This window comes from Streptomyces sp. NPDC060027 (genome assembly GCF_042737005.1).
Classification (GTDB): domain Bacteria; phylum Actinomycetota; class Actinomycetes; order Streptomycetales; family Streptomycetaceae; genus Streptomyces.
The window spans coordinates 17,576-31,849 of the sequence record NZ_JBHWVI010000017.1 but is presented as its reverse complement, the minus strand read 5'-3'; the positions used below and the strand labels follow the sequence as shown (position 1 = coordinate 31,849).

Annotated in this window: 14 protein-coding genes; 7 read left to right on the top strand and 7 right to left on the bottom strand. The window is 71.5% G+C overall.

The annotated features are described in order from the left end of the window. Positions 1-22: 22 nt before the first annotated feature. From ACFWBT_RS06920 to ACFWBT_RS06910, 3 genes are all read left to right on the top strand, one after another. The gene (locus tag ACFWBT_RS06920; RefSeq protein WP_385696863.1) at positions 23-1,219 is read left to right on the top strand and encodes an epoxide hydrolase family protein; all 1,197 of its coding nucleotides are present in this window, start codon (positions 23-25) and stop codon (positions 1,217-1,219) included. A gap of 222 nt (positions 1,220-1,441) precedes the next feature. Continuing rightward, on the top strand, positions 1,442-2,095 hold the full coding sequence (locus ACFWBT_RS06915) for an ATP-dependent Clp protease proteolytic subunit (protein ID WP_356470065.1): 654 nt from the start codon (positions 1,442-1,444) through the stop codon (positions 2,093-2,095). Position 2,096: 1 nt separating this feature from the next. Next, positions 2,097-2,699 carry a ClpP family protease gene (locus ACFWBT_RS06910; RefSeq protein WP_385696860.1) on the top strand — a complete coding sequence of 201 codons (603 nt, stop codon included), beginning with the start codon at positions 2,097-2,099 and terminating at the stop codon, positions 2,697-2,699. Positions 2,700-2,725: 26 nt separating this feature from the next. On the opposite strand, the gene ACFWBT_RS06905 is transcribed toward ACFWBT_RS06910, so the two are convergent. Both ACFWBT_RS06905 and ACFWBT_RS06900 read right to left on the bottom strand, forming a co-directional pair. Beyond that, complete coding sequence (locus tag ACFWBT_RS06905) at positions 2,726-3,208, bottom strand: helix-turn-helix domain-containing protein (protein ID WP_385696857.1); 483 nt, start codon at positions 3,206-3,208, stop codon at positions 2,726-2,728. 123 nt (positions 3,209-3,331) lie between these two features. Further along, positions 3,332-4,717 carry a DUF6777 domain-containing protein gene (locus tag ACFWBT_RS06900; protein WP_385696854.1) on the bottom strand — a complete coding sequence of 462 codons (1,386 nt, stop codon included), beginning with the start codon at positions 4,715-4,717 and terminating at the stop codon, positions 3,332-3,334. 162 nt (positions 4,718-4,879) lie between these two features. Between ACFWBT_RS06900 and ACFWBT_RS06895 the strand changes: the two genes are divergently transcribed. Then, a complete protein-coding gene (locus tag ACFWBT_RS06895; protein WP_385696851.1) occupies positions 4,880-6,172 on the top strand; it encodes a streptophobe family protein in 1,293 nt (430 codons plus the stop codon). 45 nt (positions 6,173-6,217) lie between these two features. Here the strand turns inward: ACFWBT_RS06895 and ACFWBT_RS06890 are convergent, their stop codons facing one another. From ACFWBT_RS06890 to ACFWBT_RS06875, 4 genes are all read right to left on the bottom strand, one after another. Beyond that, positions 6,218-7,222 (bottom strand): serine/threonine-protein kinase, encoded by a 1,005-nt coding sequence (locus ACFWBT_RS06890; protein ID WP_385696848.1) that lies wholly within the window; start codon positions 7,220-7,222, stop codon positions 6,218-6,220. A 34-nt stretch (positions 7,223-7,256) separates the two neighbouring features. Further along, on the bottom strand, positions 7,257-8,102 hold the full coding sequence (locus ACFWBT_RS06885; protein WP_385696845.1) for a hypothetical protein: 846 nt from the start codon (positions 8,100-8,102) through the stop codon (positions 7,257-7,259). A gap of 6 nt (positions 8,103-8,108) precedes the next feature. Continuing rightward, on the bottom strand, positions 8,109-10,451 hold the full coding sequence (locus ACFWBT_RS06880) for an FHA domain-containing protein (RefSeq protein WP_385696844.1): 2,343 nt from the start codon (positions 10,449-10,451) through the stop codon (positions 8,109-8,111). Positions 10,452-10,519: 68 nt separating this feature from the next. Further along, positions 10,520-10,930 (bottom strand): hypothetical protein, encoded by a 411-nt coding sequence (locus ACFWBT_RS06875; protein WP_385696841.1) that lies wholly within the window; start codon positions 10,928-10,930, stop codon positions 10,520-10,522. Between the two features lie 365 nt (positions 10,931-11,295). On the opposite strand from ACFWBT_RS06875, the gene ACFWBT_RS06870 reads away from it, so the two are divergent. Both ACFWBT_RS06870 and ACFWBT_RS06865 read left to right on the top strand, forming a co-directional pair. Beyond that, positions 11,296-11,673: a nuclear transport factor 2 family protein gene (locus ACFWBT_RS06870; RefSeq protein ID WP_385696838.1), complete on the top strand. Its 378-nt coding sequence runs from the start codon at positions 11,296-11,298 to the stop codon at positions 11,671-11,673. Between the two features lie 86 nt (positions 11,674-11,759). Continuing rightward, positions 11,760-12,047 carry a DUF1905 domain-containing protein gene (locus ACFWBT_RS06865; RefSeq protein WP_385696836.1) on the top strand — a complete coding sequence of 96 codons (288 nt, stop codon included), beginning with the start codon at positions 11,760-11,762 and terminating at the stop codon, positions 12,045-12,047. A gap of 161 nt (positions 12,048-12,208) precedes the next feature. On the opposite strand, the gene mgrA is transcribed toward ACFWBT_RS06865, so the two are convergent. Beyond that, a complete protein-coding gene (mgrA, locus tag ACFWBT_RS06860; RefSeq protein WP_385696833.1) occupies positions 12,209-13,201 on the bottom strand; it encodes an L-glyceraldehyde 3-phosphate reductase in 993 nt (330 codons plus the stop codon). Positions 13,202-13,347: 146 nt separating this feature from the next. Between mgrA and ACFWBT_RS06855 the strand changes: the two genes are divergently transcribed. After that, on the top strand, positions 13,348-14,241 hold the full coding sequence (locus ACFWBT_RS06855) for a LysR family transcriptional regulator (protein ID WP_385696831.1): 894 nt from the start codon (positions 13,348-13,350) through the stop codon (positions 14,239-14,241). Positions 14,242-14,274: the final 33 nt, after the last annotated feature.

The window sequence follows — 14,274 nt, the reverse complement described above, 5'->3', positions numbered from 1 at the left end:
CGCGGAGTTAGCATCCGCGGACATGAACCTCACCGACACCCCTGGCGTCCATCCGTTCCGCGTCGACTTCCCGCGGAGCGACCTGGACGACCTGCACCAACGCCTCGACCGCACCCGCTGGCCCGACGAACTGCCCGGCGTGGGCTGGGCCTACGGAGTCCCTAGGGACTACCTCCAGGACCTCGTGCGGTACTGGCGGCACACCTACGACTGGCCCGCGGCGCAGGCACGCCTGAACACCTGGCCGCAGTTCACCACCGAGATCGACGGGGCACGTCTGCACTTCGCGCACATCCGGTCTCCGGAACCCGACGCGACCCCACTGATCATCACCCACGGCTGGCCCGGTTCGATCGTCGAATTCACCGATGTCGTGGGGCCGTTGACCGACCCCCGGGCGCACGGCGACGATCCGGCCGACGCCTTCCATCTGGTCGTGCCGAGCATCCCCGGATTCGGGCTCTCGGGGCCGACGCGGGACACCGGCTGGGAGTTCACTCGGGTGGCCGCCGCGTTCGCCGAGCTGATGCACCGTCTCGGCTACCGGCACTACGGCGCGCAGGGCGGGGACTGGGGCGGTGCCGTCTCGCGCGAACTGGGGCGGGCCCACCCCGACCGGGTGATCGGCGTCCACCTCAATCTGCTGCCCGGCTCGTCCGCCGTCACCGAGCCGACCTCCGAGGAACTGGCCGCGCTGCCCCCGGTCGAGCGGGAGCGCACCCTCGCCTCCTGGCGGCGGGGCCAGAGGTGGAACCGTGACGAAGCGGGATACGCGGCGATCCAGGCGACCCGGCCACAGACGCTCGCCTACGCCCTCACCGACTCGCCCGTCGGCCAACTCGCCTGGATCGCCGAGAAGTTCCGGCAGTGGACGGACTCGAAGGACCGTCCCGAGGACGCCGTCGACCGGGATCTGCTGCTCACCAACGTGATGCTCTACTGGCTGACCGGTACGGCAGGTTCGTCCGCGCGGATCTACTACGAGCGCGCCCACGCCGCCTATTGGGGCACACCGCCCGAGCCGTCGGTCGCTCCGACCGCGCTCGCCGTCTTTCCCGAGGAGAACTTCGTCGCGCTGCGCCATGTCGCGGAACGCACCGACAGAATCGTCCGCTGGACCGAATTCGACCGGGGCGGCCACTTCGCCGCGATGGAGGAGCCTGACCTGCTGGTCGCGGACGTCCGGGCGTTCTTCCGCGACCTCCGCGAGACCTCCTGAGGAAAGCGCCGGAACTCCTTGCGTGCCCCGCACTGTCGTCGTCGGAGAAGTCGTGGGAGGAATCGTGGGAGGAGTCGTGGGATCAGTCCGGTACGGGCCACCCGGTGTTCGGGCTCTGCCCAGAGCGAATCTGCTGCCGGCCGAGAAAGCCGGACCCGCACCGCCGGCGGACCGAGAGTGGAGTCAGCGGCGACGCCCGCCGCGTCACGACCAGGAGGATCCATGACTCCCCTCATCACCGGCCGGTATCCGGCCCGCGCACCGCGGGCCGAGGAGGGCGACACCCCCGCGACCCGCTTCGACGACCATCTGGCCGCGCAGCTGCTCGCCCAGCGGATCGTCTTCCTCGGCACCCAGGTCGACGAGGTCTCCGCGAACCGGGTCTGCGCCCAGCTTCTCCTGCTGTCCGCCGAGGACGCGCGCACCGACATCAGCCTGTACATCAACAGTCCGGGCGGATCGGTGACGGCCGGCCTCGCCATCTACGACACCATGCGGCTGATCCCCAACGACGTCTCCACGCTCGTGATGGGATTCGCGGCGAGCATGGGGCAGTTCCTGCTCAGCGTGGGGACGCGCGGCAAGCGCTTCGCGCTGCCGAACGCGCGGATCATGATGCACCAGCCCTCCGCGGGCATCGGCGGCACCACCGCCGACATCGAGATCCAGGCGCAGAACCTCGAGTTCACCAAGCGGGCCATCGAACGGATCACCGCGGAACACACCGGCCAGAGCGAGGAGACGATCTCCAGGGACGGCGACCGCGACCGCTGGTTCACGGCCGAACAGGCCAAGGAGTACGGCATGGTCGACCGGGTGGTGGAGTCGCTCGACGACGTCCGCCCGGCCGCGTCACGGCGACGGATGGGACTCTGACATGGGTACGTACACGATTCCGAACGTCGTCGAGCGGACCCCGCAGGGCGAACGGTCGTACGACGTCTTCAGCCGGCTGCTCTCCGAGCGGATCATCTTTCTCGGCACGGAGATCGACGACGGCGTCGCCAACGTCGTCATCGCGCAACTCCTCCATCTGGAGTCGTCGAGTCCGGAGAGCGAGATCGCGATCTACATCAACTCGCCCGGCGGCTCCTTCACTTCACTGATGGCCATCTACGACACGATGACCTTCGTGCAGGCGCCGATCTCGACGTTCTGTGTCGGGCAGGCCGCCTCCACGGCCGCGGTGCTGCTGGCCGGGGGCGATCCCGGACGGCGGTTCGTCCTGGAGCACGCCCGCGTCCTGCTCGGCCAGCCGGCGAGCGGCGGGCGCCAGGGCACGGTGTCGGACCTCAGCCTGCAGGCCAAGGAGATGCTCCGCATCCGCTCGCAGGTCGAGGAGGTTCTCGCCCGGCACACCCACCACGACATCGCCACCCTGCGCGCGGACATGGACCGGGACAAGATCTTCACCGCGCAGGAGGCCGTGGCCTACGGGCTCGCGGACGAGATCCTGAGCCGCCGTCTCGCCCTGTTCTGATCCGTGGCGCCGCCGGGGCGGCGGGGTCAGGCGGCGAGGCACATGCCGTCGTACCGCGAGGCCGAGGTCGAGGCGGAGCGGCCCCGGCCGGACGTGGCCCGGGTGTGGCGGGCCAGCTCGTGCTGGGCCAGCGACAGCAGCTCGTTGAGGCCGATCCCGAGGGCGCGCGCGGCGGCCGCGAGGACTTCGGAGGAGGCCTCCTTGCGGCCGCGCTCCACCTCGGAGAGGTAGGGCATGGAGATTCGGGCCGCGTCGGCCACGTCCTTGAGCGTCCGCTCCTGGGCCAGGCGCTCGCGCCGCAGGACGTCACCGACGAGGTCGCGCCACAACGGCTCCTTGCCCGTGGGAGCGGCAGCCGTCGGTCCCCGGCCCGGCGCGAGGACCGGCCGGGGCCGCTGCGGTACCCGTGCCGGGGCGCCAGCCGCCGCTGGGGTCCGGGAGGGCGCCGGCGGTGCTGCCGCCGGGCGCAGCGGGATGACGCGGGCTTCGTTCGGCATGTGGTTGCTCACCCCTTCAGCCTAGAAGCGCCGGGCCGTACGGGAAGGGACCGGCATTGCGCTCTCGGTGAATCCGGCGGAACGCCACCGGGCGCGGGCGGGCCCTGCCGGTGCTCCCGGCGTCCCGACGGCTCCTCAGAGTTCGGGGGCCGTCGCCGCGGCCCGCGGCGCGCCGTTGGCCGACGCGGGAGAGGAGACGGCGGAGGACGCCGCCGACGACTGTGTCGTCAGATCGTCGGACGCCGAACCGGACGACGGGGCCGACTCCGTCACGGTCGACGGAGGCTCGCTGGACGGGCTCTCCGGCTCCACGGAGGACGGCGAGGAAGAGGACGAAGAAGGCGACGAGGAAGGGGAAGAGGAGGACGAGGACGGCGACGAGCTGTGGGACGACGGCGAGCTCGGCGGGCAGGTTCCGGGCGCCGACGGCGTACCTCCGGGCGAGGAGGCGCACGGCGACGGGGAGTTCGAGACACTCACCGACGGAGAGGGGTTCACCGGCGGATGCGTCTTCTTGTCGTGCTGTCCGTCGTCACCCCTGTCCCGGGCGATCCACTCGTCGTTGTCCGGGTCGAAGATGACGAACACGTTGATGATCGTCGTCGAGGGCGCGACGACCACGACGTTCTGCGAGCGGTACGACGGCCATGAGTCGCCGGTCGGCTTGGGGGTGCCCTTCTGCGGGACCGGCGTCAGCAACGGATTGCCGCACGCGCAGCGCACCCGGGGCACACCGCGGGCATCCACGAGGACGGCGGTGCCGGCCTGGAGGACGGCCTGGTAGCTCGTGGCGGCGCCGTTGCGGTAGCCGTGGTTGGTGACGCGGGTGTCCATGCGCAGCTGTACGGGGGTCAGGGAGCGCAGGTACGCGGGGACCGCGTCCGGCTGGATGCCCTCCACCGAGGCGAACGCCTTGTTCTTCGCCGGGTCCGCCTGGAGCGCGCTGACCTGCTTCTCCACATCGCAGCTGGCGACGTTGCGGGTGCCGCCGTAGAGGCCGGGCGCGGAGCCGTTCACCGCCCGGGTCGCGTTGGCGGGAGCCGACGCGGCCGGCGTGGAGGGGGTCTGGGGCTCGGTGGAACTGTCGTTGGCGGTCGACTCGGTGAACGGATCGGGCCCCGTCTTGCTCGCGGACTGCAGGAACACCTCACTGCCGGTGTTCTTGGTGCCGCCGTTGTTGGTGGTGGTGAAGACCAGGCCGAGGATCACGGCCGCCGCCACGACACCGGTGATCAGCGCGACCCGCGGCGCAGACCGCCACCAGGGGCGCTCGGGTCCACCGCCCGCTCCTCCCGCGCCGGCTCCCCCGCCGGGCCCATCTGCTCCCCCGCCGGGCCCGGAGGGGCCGCCCGTGCCACCGGCTCCCGTGCCTCCGGCTCCGCCGCCCGCGCCGGACGCACCGTTGGGCGGTCCGGCGGGCGGGCGGCCGACGGGCTGGGTCGGGCTCGGCTGGGTCGGGCCCGACAGCGGGCCCGAAGGCGGTCCGGTGGGGCGGCCGGAGGACGGCGGTTCGACACTCACGAGCTCTTCTTCCCGACGGAGGGATGCTGCGGCGCGCAGGTGTTTTGCGACGCTTTCTTCCACAACAAACCCATTGTGTGCTCCGGTCCGGCGGTGCCCGCAAGCCGACGCGGTCGGCCCACCCGAGGGGCGGAGCGTGTCGGCGCTGCTTAGCGTGGCAGCGTGAGTCCCCATACACCGCCCGACCAGCCGACCCACCGCAGCGGTGCGCGTCCGGCCGCCCGTCACGGCTGGCTCCAGGCCCTCGTGACCGTACTGGCCGGGCTGGTCCTCATGGGGGTGGTCGCCGCTCTCGGGCTGTGGGCGTCCGGCGCCACCGACCTCCCCGACAACGCCTATCCGCGCGTGGTCGCGGCCACCGTCGTGACGGCGGTCGGCGGCACCATCGAGTTCACCGGCGACGCGGGAGCGATCGCCGAGACCAAGGCGGGCCTGACGGTGATTCCGCTGTCGGTGACCCTGGCCGGTGCGCTGGTGCTCGGCGCGGGATTCCTGCGGCCCCTGCGGCACCGGGCGGTGGCCGGCGCACCGGAACTGGCCGGGTGGGCCGGCCGGATCGCCGTCCTGTGGCTGATCGCCCTGATCGGGCCCGCCGTCGCGGCCCGCCAGAACTTCACCGTCGACCTCGGGGACGGCACCATCGGCGCCATCGGCGACCTGTTCGGCGCAACGCCCGAGGTGGGGTTCAAAGCCGACGTGGCACAGACCCTGGTCTTCGGAGTGCTGTGGCTCCTGGGCGTGATCGTGATCGCCCTGCTCGTCTCACGGGGCGCGCCGCTCCCCGCCCGATTGCTGCGCTTCCAGGAGTCGGTGCGACCGGCCGCGTACGCCATGGTGGTCCTCCTGCTCACGTGCGTCGGCCTCGGTGTGGTCATCGGGCTCGTGGTGGCGGCGACCCGCGGGCATGTGTCCGAGACCTTCGCCGTGATGCTCCTCGGTCTGCCCAACCTCGTCTGGCTCGCTTTCACCGTCGGTCTGGGCGCGACCTGGAACGGACGGGTGGACGGGCCGTTCGGGCTGCCGATGCCGCGTGTGCTCGAAGAGGTGCTGCGCACACCGGACGTCTCCGCGGTCAATCTCCGCACCCTCGGCGACTACGACGGCAGGATCTGGTGGCTACCGGCCGTCGACGCCGTACTGCTGCTCGGGGCGGCGTTCCTGATGGCGGCCCGTTCACCCGCCCGGACGCGCGCCTGGCAGCACGCCCTGCACATGGCGGTCGCACTCGCGCTGACGGTGCTCATGATCTGTCTCCTCGGCCGGATCTCGGCGCACTACGGCCTGTCGATCCTCGGCCTCGGCGACGTCGGCGGCGGCCTGAACGGGGAACTCTTCCTGAAACCCCAGGTGTGGGGCGCCCTCGGCCTCGCCGTGCTGTGGGGGCTCGTCACCGGTTTCCTCGGCGCGCTCCTGGCCAAGCGCGTCCGCCGCAAGGGTGAGGTCGAGGCCCGCTGATCCCGGGCCGAGGCAGGCGGGACGTCGGCGGGCGACGGGGTCTCCTCAGCGCCTGAACACCGGCCGGGCCCACCCCGGGGGCTCCGGCGGCGGCCCGGGCCGTCCGGAGGCCGGGGCGGCCCCTGCGTTCGTCCGCGAGCCTGTGCCGCCTCCGGTCAGCGGACCCCGTGCGGCGATCCGCAGCGCGCTCACGAAGCTCAGGCACGAGTCGTACCGGTCGTCGGGGCTCTTGGCCAGCGCCTTCGCGAGGACGGCGTCGACCGCGTCCGGGATGTCGGGGCGCTTCGTGGTCAGGGCCGGTGGCTGGTCGTACTGGTGGGCCCACAGCAGCGCCATGTCGTCGTCGCGCTGGAAGGGCGGCTTGCCCGCCATCGTCTCGTAGACGACGCAGCCGAGGCTGTAGACGTCGCAGCGGCCGTCGACCGGCTTGCCGGAGATCTGCTCCGGTGCCACGTAGTCGAGGGTGCCCACGAACTGTCCGACGCTGGTGAACCCGGTCAGTGACAGGGACTTCTTGGTCAGCCCGAAGTCCGTGAGATAGACGTGTTCGGGGTGGTCGCTGTCGGTGCCCTGGGCGACCAGGATGTTGCCGGGTTTCACGTCCCGGTGCACCAGGCCGTGGTCGTGGGCCGCGTCGAGGGCGGAGGCGACCTGGAGGGCGATCCGGGCGGCCACCGCGACCGGCAACGGTCCCTCGCGGTCGAGCAGATGCCGCAGATCACGCCCGGCGACGTAGCGCATGGCGATGTACAGGATGCCGTCCGTCTCGCCCGCCTCGAAGACCGGCACGATGTGCGGGTGGTCGATGGCGGCGGCCACCCGCGACTCGTGGGTGAAGCGGCCGCGGAAGGTGTCGTTGCGGGCGAGTTCCGGGGCGAGCAGTTTGAGGGCGACGGTACGGTCCAGGCGCAGATCCTTGGCCTGGTAGACGACGGCCATCCCGCCGCGGCCGATCTCCCGCTCGATCCGGTAGCCCGCGATCTGCCGTCCGATCAGATCGGACGGCCGCCCCGAGAAGGGGCTGGTGTCGCGCCGGGACCCTTCGTCCATCAGCCGTCACCCCGGTAGCGCGCGGCGCCGTCCATCAGTCCTCGCCCCGCTCGTCGCCGTCGAAGGTGACCAGGCGGGTGGGTTCGTGTCCGCCGGGAGCGACTTCCCTCACGATCCTCGTAGGGTCCTGCTCGTGCTCGTGCGCCTTCCTCGGCACCTGTTCCGGCTCTCGCTCCCGGTCCGGGCCCTGGTCCTGGGGCTGGGGCTGGGGCTGGGGCGGACCCTGCTCCTGCTCCTGGCGCTGGGGCGGACCCTGGATCTGCTCCTGGTTCTGCTTCTGCCCCTGTTCCCGGCGCCGGGGCGAGCCCAGGTCCTGGCCCAGGTCCTGCCCCTGGTCCTGCGGCTGCGGCTGCGGCTGCCCCTGGTTCTGCGGCTGCCCGACCTTGTGCGGTCTCGCGGGCGTGCGCTCGGTCGCGAAGGTGCTCAGCCGCGTCCCGTCGCAGTACACCCACCGCTCGTGCTCGCCGTCGTACAGCCACAGCGACTCGCCGTCGACGACCACCCCGATCCGGTGGCCCTCCGTACGGGCGGCGAAGCCCTCCCCGTCGAGCTGCCCGGACGCCAGTTCCTCGGCCGCCTTCCGGTACGCGGCCAGGGCCTCCTCGACACGGGCCAGCAGCGGGCGCGGATCGGCCGTACGGGCGAGCGGACTGCTCGCCAGGGGCGGTCCCTGCGGTACGGAGATCAGCAGCCGGCCGTCGACCCAGGCCGACCAGCCGTTCGCGCACAGCACCCGCCCCCAGTCCCCGAGCCGGTCGACGAGCTCGACCGGCAGCAGCGCGTCGAGGGGAACGGTGGGCCGGGACGGGTCCGGCGTCTCCCAGGCGGGCAGCCCGTCCTGCGGAACCACGTGCGTGGGGCGGAAGCCGGGGCTCGTCATCGGCGCCTACTTCCGCATGACCGCGGGTTCGTGCCGACGCAGCAGCCTGGCGACCAGCCAGCCGAAGACGACGGAGAGCACGATCAGCATCCCCATGTTGAGCAGCCAGACGCCGGTCGAGTGCCGGAACAGCGGGTCGCCGGTCAGTTCGCCGGGGACGATCCGGGAGAGGCCGACGGTCCCGGCCATCGCGCCCAGGGCCCAGCGGGAGGGCACGAGCCAGGACAGCTGCTCGACGCCGGGCACGCCGTGCAGCTTCAGCAGGGCGCCGCAGAACACCACCTGGACGATGGCCAACAGCACCAGCAGCGGCATCGTCACCTCCTCCTTGCGCACCACGGCGGAGACGAGAAGGCCGAGCATCATCGCGGTGAAGGAGAGCAGGGCCACCGCAACGGTGATCTCCACGAGCGGCGGCATCAGGACCCCTTCACCGCCGGGCGCGTTGAGGTCGACGCCGAACAGGGCGACGAGGGTCAGCACGACGGCCTGGAGCACGGTGATGGCGCCGAGGACGACGACCTTGGACATCAGGTACGCCGATCTGGACAGGCCGACGGCCCGTTCTCGCTGGTAGATCGTCCGTTCCTTGACCAGTTCCCGTACGGCGTTGGCCGCGCCGGTCAGGACACCGCCGACGCACAGGATGAGCAGCGCGTTCATCGCCGTCTCCTGGGTCAGCTTGCTGCCGGCCAGCGCCCGCGCCATCACGCCCATGACGAACGGCAGGGCGATCATGATGGCGAGGAAGGTCCGGTCGGCGCCGAGCGCGGCGGCGTAGCGGCGGACCAGGGTGCGCAGCTGGGAGCCCCAGCTCTGGGCCTTGGGCGGCGGTCCGACGAGTCTTCCGGTGCCGTCGTCCGCCACCCTCGGCTGTGAGCTGGAGTTGTCGATGTACTGGCGGTGGAACGGCGAGTCCTTGTACTCCGTCGCCCAGTCCCGGTCCTTGTCGCGTTCGAAGGCCTCGAACGCCTCGGGCCACTGCCGGTAGCCGAAGAAGGCGAGGGTGTCGTCGGGCGGCCCGTAGTAGGCGACCTTGCCGCCCGGTGCGAGGACCAGGAGCCGGTCGCAGACGTCCAGGCTGAGCACGCTGTGGGTGACCACGATGACGGTCCGGCCGTCGTCGGCGAGGCCGCGCAGCATGTGCATCACGGAGCGGTCCATCCCGGGGTCGAGTCCGGAGGTCGGCTCGTCGAGGAAGAGCAGGGACGGCTTGGTCAGCAGTTCCAGGGCCACGCTGACGCGCTTGCGCTGTCCGCCGGACAGGCTGTGGATGGGCTGGTCGACGCGCTGCTCCAGGCCCAGCTCGCCGATCACCTCGTCGACCCGCGCCTTGCGCTCCGACTTGGCCGTGTCCTGCGGAAAACGCAGTTCCGCGGCGTAGGTGAGAGCGCGGCGGACGGTGAGCTGGGCGTGCAGGATGTCGTCCTGCGGGACGAGTCCGATGCGCTGGCGCAGTTCGGCGTAGTCGCGGTAGAGATCGCGGCCGTCGTAGAGCACGGTGCCGTGGTCGGCGGGCCGCTGTCCGGTGAGCGCGTTCAGGAGTGTGGACTTCCCCGCGCCGCTCGGTCCGACGACGGCGAGCAGACATTTCTCGCCGACGGGAAAGGACACCTGGTCCAGGAGAGTCTTGCGGCCCCGGTCCACCTCGACGACGAGGTCCTGGACGTCGAGGGAGACCTCGCCGCTGTCGACGTACTCCTGCAGCTGGTCGCCGACGAGACAGAACGCGGAGTGCCCGATGCCGACGATGTCACCCGGTGTGACCGGGGCGCGCTCGACGGGCTGGCCGTTGAGGAACGTGCCGTTGTGGCTGCCCAGGTCGACGATCTCGTACGTCCCGTCGGGCTGGGCCAGCAGTTCGGCGTGGTGCCGGGAGGCGATGAGGTCGTCGACGACCAGGTCGTTGTCGACGCCGCGGCCGATGCGGACGGTCCTGGTGGGCAGCGGCCGTACGGTGGTCGGCTGTCTGAAGGTGCCGGTGGCGGCCGGCATGGAGACGGCCGAGGGGCGCTCGGCCGCAGGTGGCGGGCGGCGCACGAGGACGGCGCGCGGTCCGTCGGCGGGACTGCCGAAGCGGATGACGCTGCCGGGTCCGACGCCCCACTCGTGGACGCGCCGGCCGTCGGCGTACGTGCCGTTCGTGCTGTTCTCGTCCTGCAGCGTCCAGTGATCGGCGTCGGGCCGCAGCACCGCGTGGTGCCAGGAGACCCGGACGTCGTCGATCACGACATCGCACAGGGGATCGCGCCCGACGTGGTAGTCGTGGTTCGGACTCATCACCGTCGAGCCCGTCTCGGTTTCGAGGACGAGCTCGGGTGCAGTCGCCGCGATCTGCCTCTCTGCCATGCCAGAATTCTAGCGATTCGCCCACATACGCGCCTGATCAGCGTCGCGCGGCCGGGCCCCGCGAACGGTCAGGCGGCGGAGATGCCCAGTACCGCGGCGGTGCGGTGCATGCGCACCGCGTCCACCGATTCCGCGAGCAGTTCGTATTCGGTGGTGTCGTCGTTGGTGGAGACGCGGACGAGTCTTCCCGCGGCCAATTCGTCGGCCACCAGCTCTTGTTGCTCCGAGTCACCGCACCAGGCGCGCAACATCGTCGGCACGTCGGGGACGCTCTCTCCCACCGGCGCGATGGAGTTGGGCGGAAAGGCGGGATCCTCGGGCTGCGGATCGAGCCGTTCGGCCATCCAGATCGCCCGGTCCCGCATCCACCACAGGGCCAGAGCGAGGGTCGGCGCGCGATAGGTGCCCAGGGGTACGCCGACTCGCTGACCGCCGCAGATGCCGTACGCGGTGACATGGCACAGGAATTCGTCGTGCACGATCTTCCCCCAGTGGCGTCGCTCGTCGCCGGTCCGGCCTCACTTTCCCTGCGGCTCATGTGCAGTGCACCGTGCTGGTGCCCGGGCGTGGCTGAATTGCCCTAGTGATTGAGTATCGCCACTACTGACACACTGTCACCATGTGATTCCAGCCAGTCTCTTGGCATATTCACCGCAGGCTTTGGCCGAAACGGCACGACGGCGTGCCGGGCCCCGGGGGCCCGGGTCCGGGGCATTACCCGCGGGGTAATCGACGCTCCGCGCGGTGCCCGGCAGGGTGGTCGTATCGCATCCCGGAGCGGCACGACGGCTCGGGGATGCGGACCCCGACCATGGATACGTCCCTCGATGGAGGCTGGTTCACCATGTCCGCGAACACCGACCGCTACGAGACCGCCGTCACCCGCTACTTCGAGGCCTGGAACGCGGGCGGGCGGGACACACTGGCGAAAGCGGTGGCCACCGCCTGGGCCCCGGACGGCCGGTACACCGACCCGCTCGCCGATGTCCGCGGGCACGAGCAGATCGCGGCCGTGATCACGGCGGCGCACGAGCAGTTCCCCGGCTTCGCCTTCCGCCTGCTGGGCCCTGTCGACGGGCACCACGACACGGCCCGCTTCGGCTGGGAGCTGGTCGCCGAGGCGGACGGCTCGGCGCCCGTCGCCGGATTCGACGTGATCGTCCTGGACGCCGAGGGCCGGATCCGGAGCGTGCACGGGTTCCTGGACCGCGTTCCGGCCTGATTCGCACCGCGCCCGGCCTCTCGCGATGAGTTTTTCCGCTCCCGGTGGTCTCTTGAAGAGGACGGCCACCGGACCGGGAGGACCTCATGAGCACGGCGAGCAAGGTCGACGCGGAATTCACGGCGGTACTGCGGAAGAGCCCCGAGAACGGGGGCTGGACCTATGTGGTCTGGCCGGAGTCCGTCGCGTTCTTCGGGACCCGGGGACTGGTCAAGGTCAGCGGCACGATCGACGGCCAGCCCTTCCGCAGTTCGTTCATGGCACTCGGCGACGGCACCCACAAGCTGCCGGTCAAGGCCGACCTGCGCAAGGCCATCGGGAAGGAGGAGGGCGACACGGTGACCGTACGCCTGGAGGAGCGGCTCACCGCGTAGCGGCGTGCACGGCGGTGTCCGGACCGGTGACGACACCCGTGGCCGCACGGAGGGCCGCGGCGCTCGCGGGGCCCGGAGGCGGACGGCCGCCCGGCCCCACAGAGGCGGGCGACCGCCTCCGCAGGGCCGGGACGGAGGCCTGGCGGCCGGCCGCCGTAGGCCTACGCCTTGACCACCGCGTCGATCCGGGCGAGCTCGTCCGCGGTGAAGTCCAGGTTGCCGATGGCCGCGACGCTGTCCTCCAGCTGCCGCGGGCTGCTCGCACCGATCAGGGCGGAGGTGACCCGGCCGCCGCGCAGCACCCAGGCGAGCGCCAGCTGGGCCAGCGACTGGCCACGGGACTTGGCGATCTCGTCGAGAGTCCGCAGGCGGCCCACGAGGTCCTCGGTGACCGTGTCCGCGCTCAGGAACGGGCTGTCGCTCGCGGCCCGCGAGTCCTCCGGGATGCCATCGAGGTAGCGGCCGGTGAGCAGGCCCTGCTCCAGCGGCGAGTACGCGATGGAACCCACCTGGAGCTCGTCGAGCGTGTCCAGCAGGCCCTCGTCCTCCGGGCGGCGGTCGAGCATCGAGTAGCGCGGCTGGTGAATGAGCAGCGGGGTGCCCAGCTCGGCCAGGATGCGGGCGGCGTCCCGGGTCTGCTCCGCCGAGTAGTTGGAGACGCCGACGTACAGCGCCTTGCCCTGCTGGACCGCCGAGTGCAGGGCGCCCATCGTCTCCTCCAGGGGAGTCTCCGGGTCGGGGCGGTGCGAGTAGAAGATGTCGACGTAGTCGAGGCCCAGACGGCCCAGGCTCTGGTCGAGCGAGGACAGCAGGTACTTGCGCGAGCCCCATTCGCCGTACGGACCCGGCCACATCAGGTATCCGGCCTTGGTGGAGACGATCAGCTCGTCGCGGTGGTGCGCGAAGTCGGCGTTCAGCGCGTCGCCGAGGGCGGACTCGGCGGCGCCGGGCGGCGGGCCGTAGTTGTTGGCCAGGTCGAAGTGGGTGACGCCCAGGTCGAAGGCGCGGCGCAGGATGGCGCGCTGGATGTCCACGGGCCGGTCGGGGCCGAAGTTGTGCCACAGGCCGAGCGACAGCGCGGGGAGCTTCAGGCCGCTGCGTCCGGTGCGCCGGTAGGGCATGTCCGCGTAGCGGTCGGGGTGTGCGGTGTACAACGCGTGCTCCTGGGAGGCCGGGGGATCAGGCCTCCACTCTCGCGCGCCCGTGGGCGGCGGTCCAACGGGAGGATCGGATGGCATTGAGCGATCCCGCTTCTCAATCGGTGCCGACGCCCGCACCTCGGCGTCTAGGCTTGTGCCTCATGGAACTCCGCCACCTTCAGCACTTCGTCGCCGTCGCCCAGGACCGGCACTTCACCCGGGCGGCGGAGCGGCTGATGGTGTCGCAGTCGGGCCTGTCGTCGTCGATCCGCGCGCTGGAGCGGGAGCTTCAGGCACCCCTGTTCGTCCGTACGACCCGCCGGGTCACCCTCACGGAGGCCGGTCGCGCCCTGCTCGTCGAGGCGGAGCGGATCCTCGCCCAGGTGCGCTCGGCGCACGACGCCGTGGCAGCCGTACAGGGTGTGCTGCGCGGCACTCTCTCCCTCGGCACCGAACAGTGCATCGCCGGCGTGCACTGCGCCAAGCTGCTCGCCGCGTTCCGGCGGCGTCATCCGGACGTCGAGATCCGGTTGCGGCAGGCGGGCTCCGAGGCGCTGGCGGAGGAGGTCGCGGCGGGCCGGCTCGACCTGGCCTTCGCCGTACGGACGCGGGCCGACTCCGAGCAGCTGCGGTCGGTTCCGCTGACGAGCGAACCGATGACCGTGCTGTGCCACCCGGAGCACCATCTCGCGACCGCCTCCGTGGTGACGCCCGAGGAGCTGGGCGGGGAGGCCTTCGTCGACTTCCACCCCGACTGGGGTCCGCGGCGCACCACCGACGCGGCGTTCACGGCGGCGGGCGTCCAGCGGACGGTGACCCTGGAGGTCAACGACGTCCACAGTCTTCTGGAGCTCGTCCACGAGGGCCTCGGAATCGCCGTCGTACCACGCCACTTCGGTCTCAAGCGGGAGGCCCGCGACCTCACCGCGCTCCCCTTCAAGGGCGTCTCGGAAGGGTCGTACGACACGGTCGCCATGCTCCCGCCGCCGGAGGCCACGAGCCCGGCCGCGCGGGCCCTGATGATGCTTCTCGACAGCTCCCGGGAAGGCGTCTGACACCACCCCCGGGTCCACGGGGCCACCCGGCGC

What these genes read in the sequence shown, in the direction of transcription:
- ACFWBT_RS06910 (WP_385696860.1), top strand. Translation starts at nt 2,097, where the DNA reads ATGGGTACGTACACGATTCCGAACGTCGTCGAGCGGACCCCGCAGGGC.
- ACFWBT_RS06920 (WP_385696863.1), top strand. Translation starts at nt 23, where the DNA reads ATGAACCTCACCGACACCCCTGGCGTCCATCCGTTCCGCGTCGACTTC.
- ACFWBT_RS06885 (WP_385696845.1), bottom strand. Translation starts at nt 8,102, where the DNA reads ATGACGAGCCCCGGCTTCCGCCCCACGCACGTGGTTCCGCAGGACGGG.
- ACFWBT_RS06880 (WP_385696844.1), bottom strand. Translation starts at nt 10,451, where the DNA reads ATGGCAGAGAGGCAGATCGCGGCGACTGCACCCGAGCTCGTCCTCGAA.
- ACFWBT_RS06890 (WP_385696848.1), bottom strand. Translation starts at nt 7,222, where the DNA reads ATGGACGAAGGGTCCCGGCGCGACACCAGCCCCTTCTCGGGGCGGCCG.
- ACFWBT_RS06865 (WP_385696836.1), top strand. Translation starts at nt 11,760, where the DNA reads ATGAGCACGGCGAGCAAGGTCGACGCGGAATTCACGGCGGTACTGCGG.
- ACFWBT_RS06855 (WP_385696831.1), top strand. Translation starts at nt 13,348, where the DNA reads ATGGAACTCCGCCACCTTCAGCACTTCGTCGCCGTCGCCCAGGACCGG.
- ACFWBT_RS06870 (WP_385696838.1), top strand. Translation starts at nt 11,296, where the DNA reads ATGTCCGCGAACACCGACCGCTACGAGACCGCCGTCACCCGCTACTTC.
- ACFWBT_RS06915 (WP_356470065.1), top strand. Translation starts at nt 1,442, where the DNA reads ATGACTCCCCTCATCACCGGCCGGTATCCGGCCCGCGCACCGCGGGCC.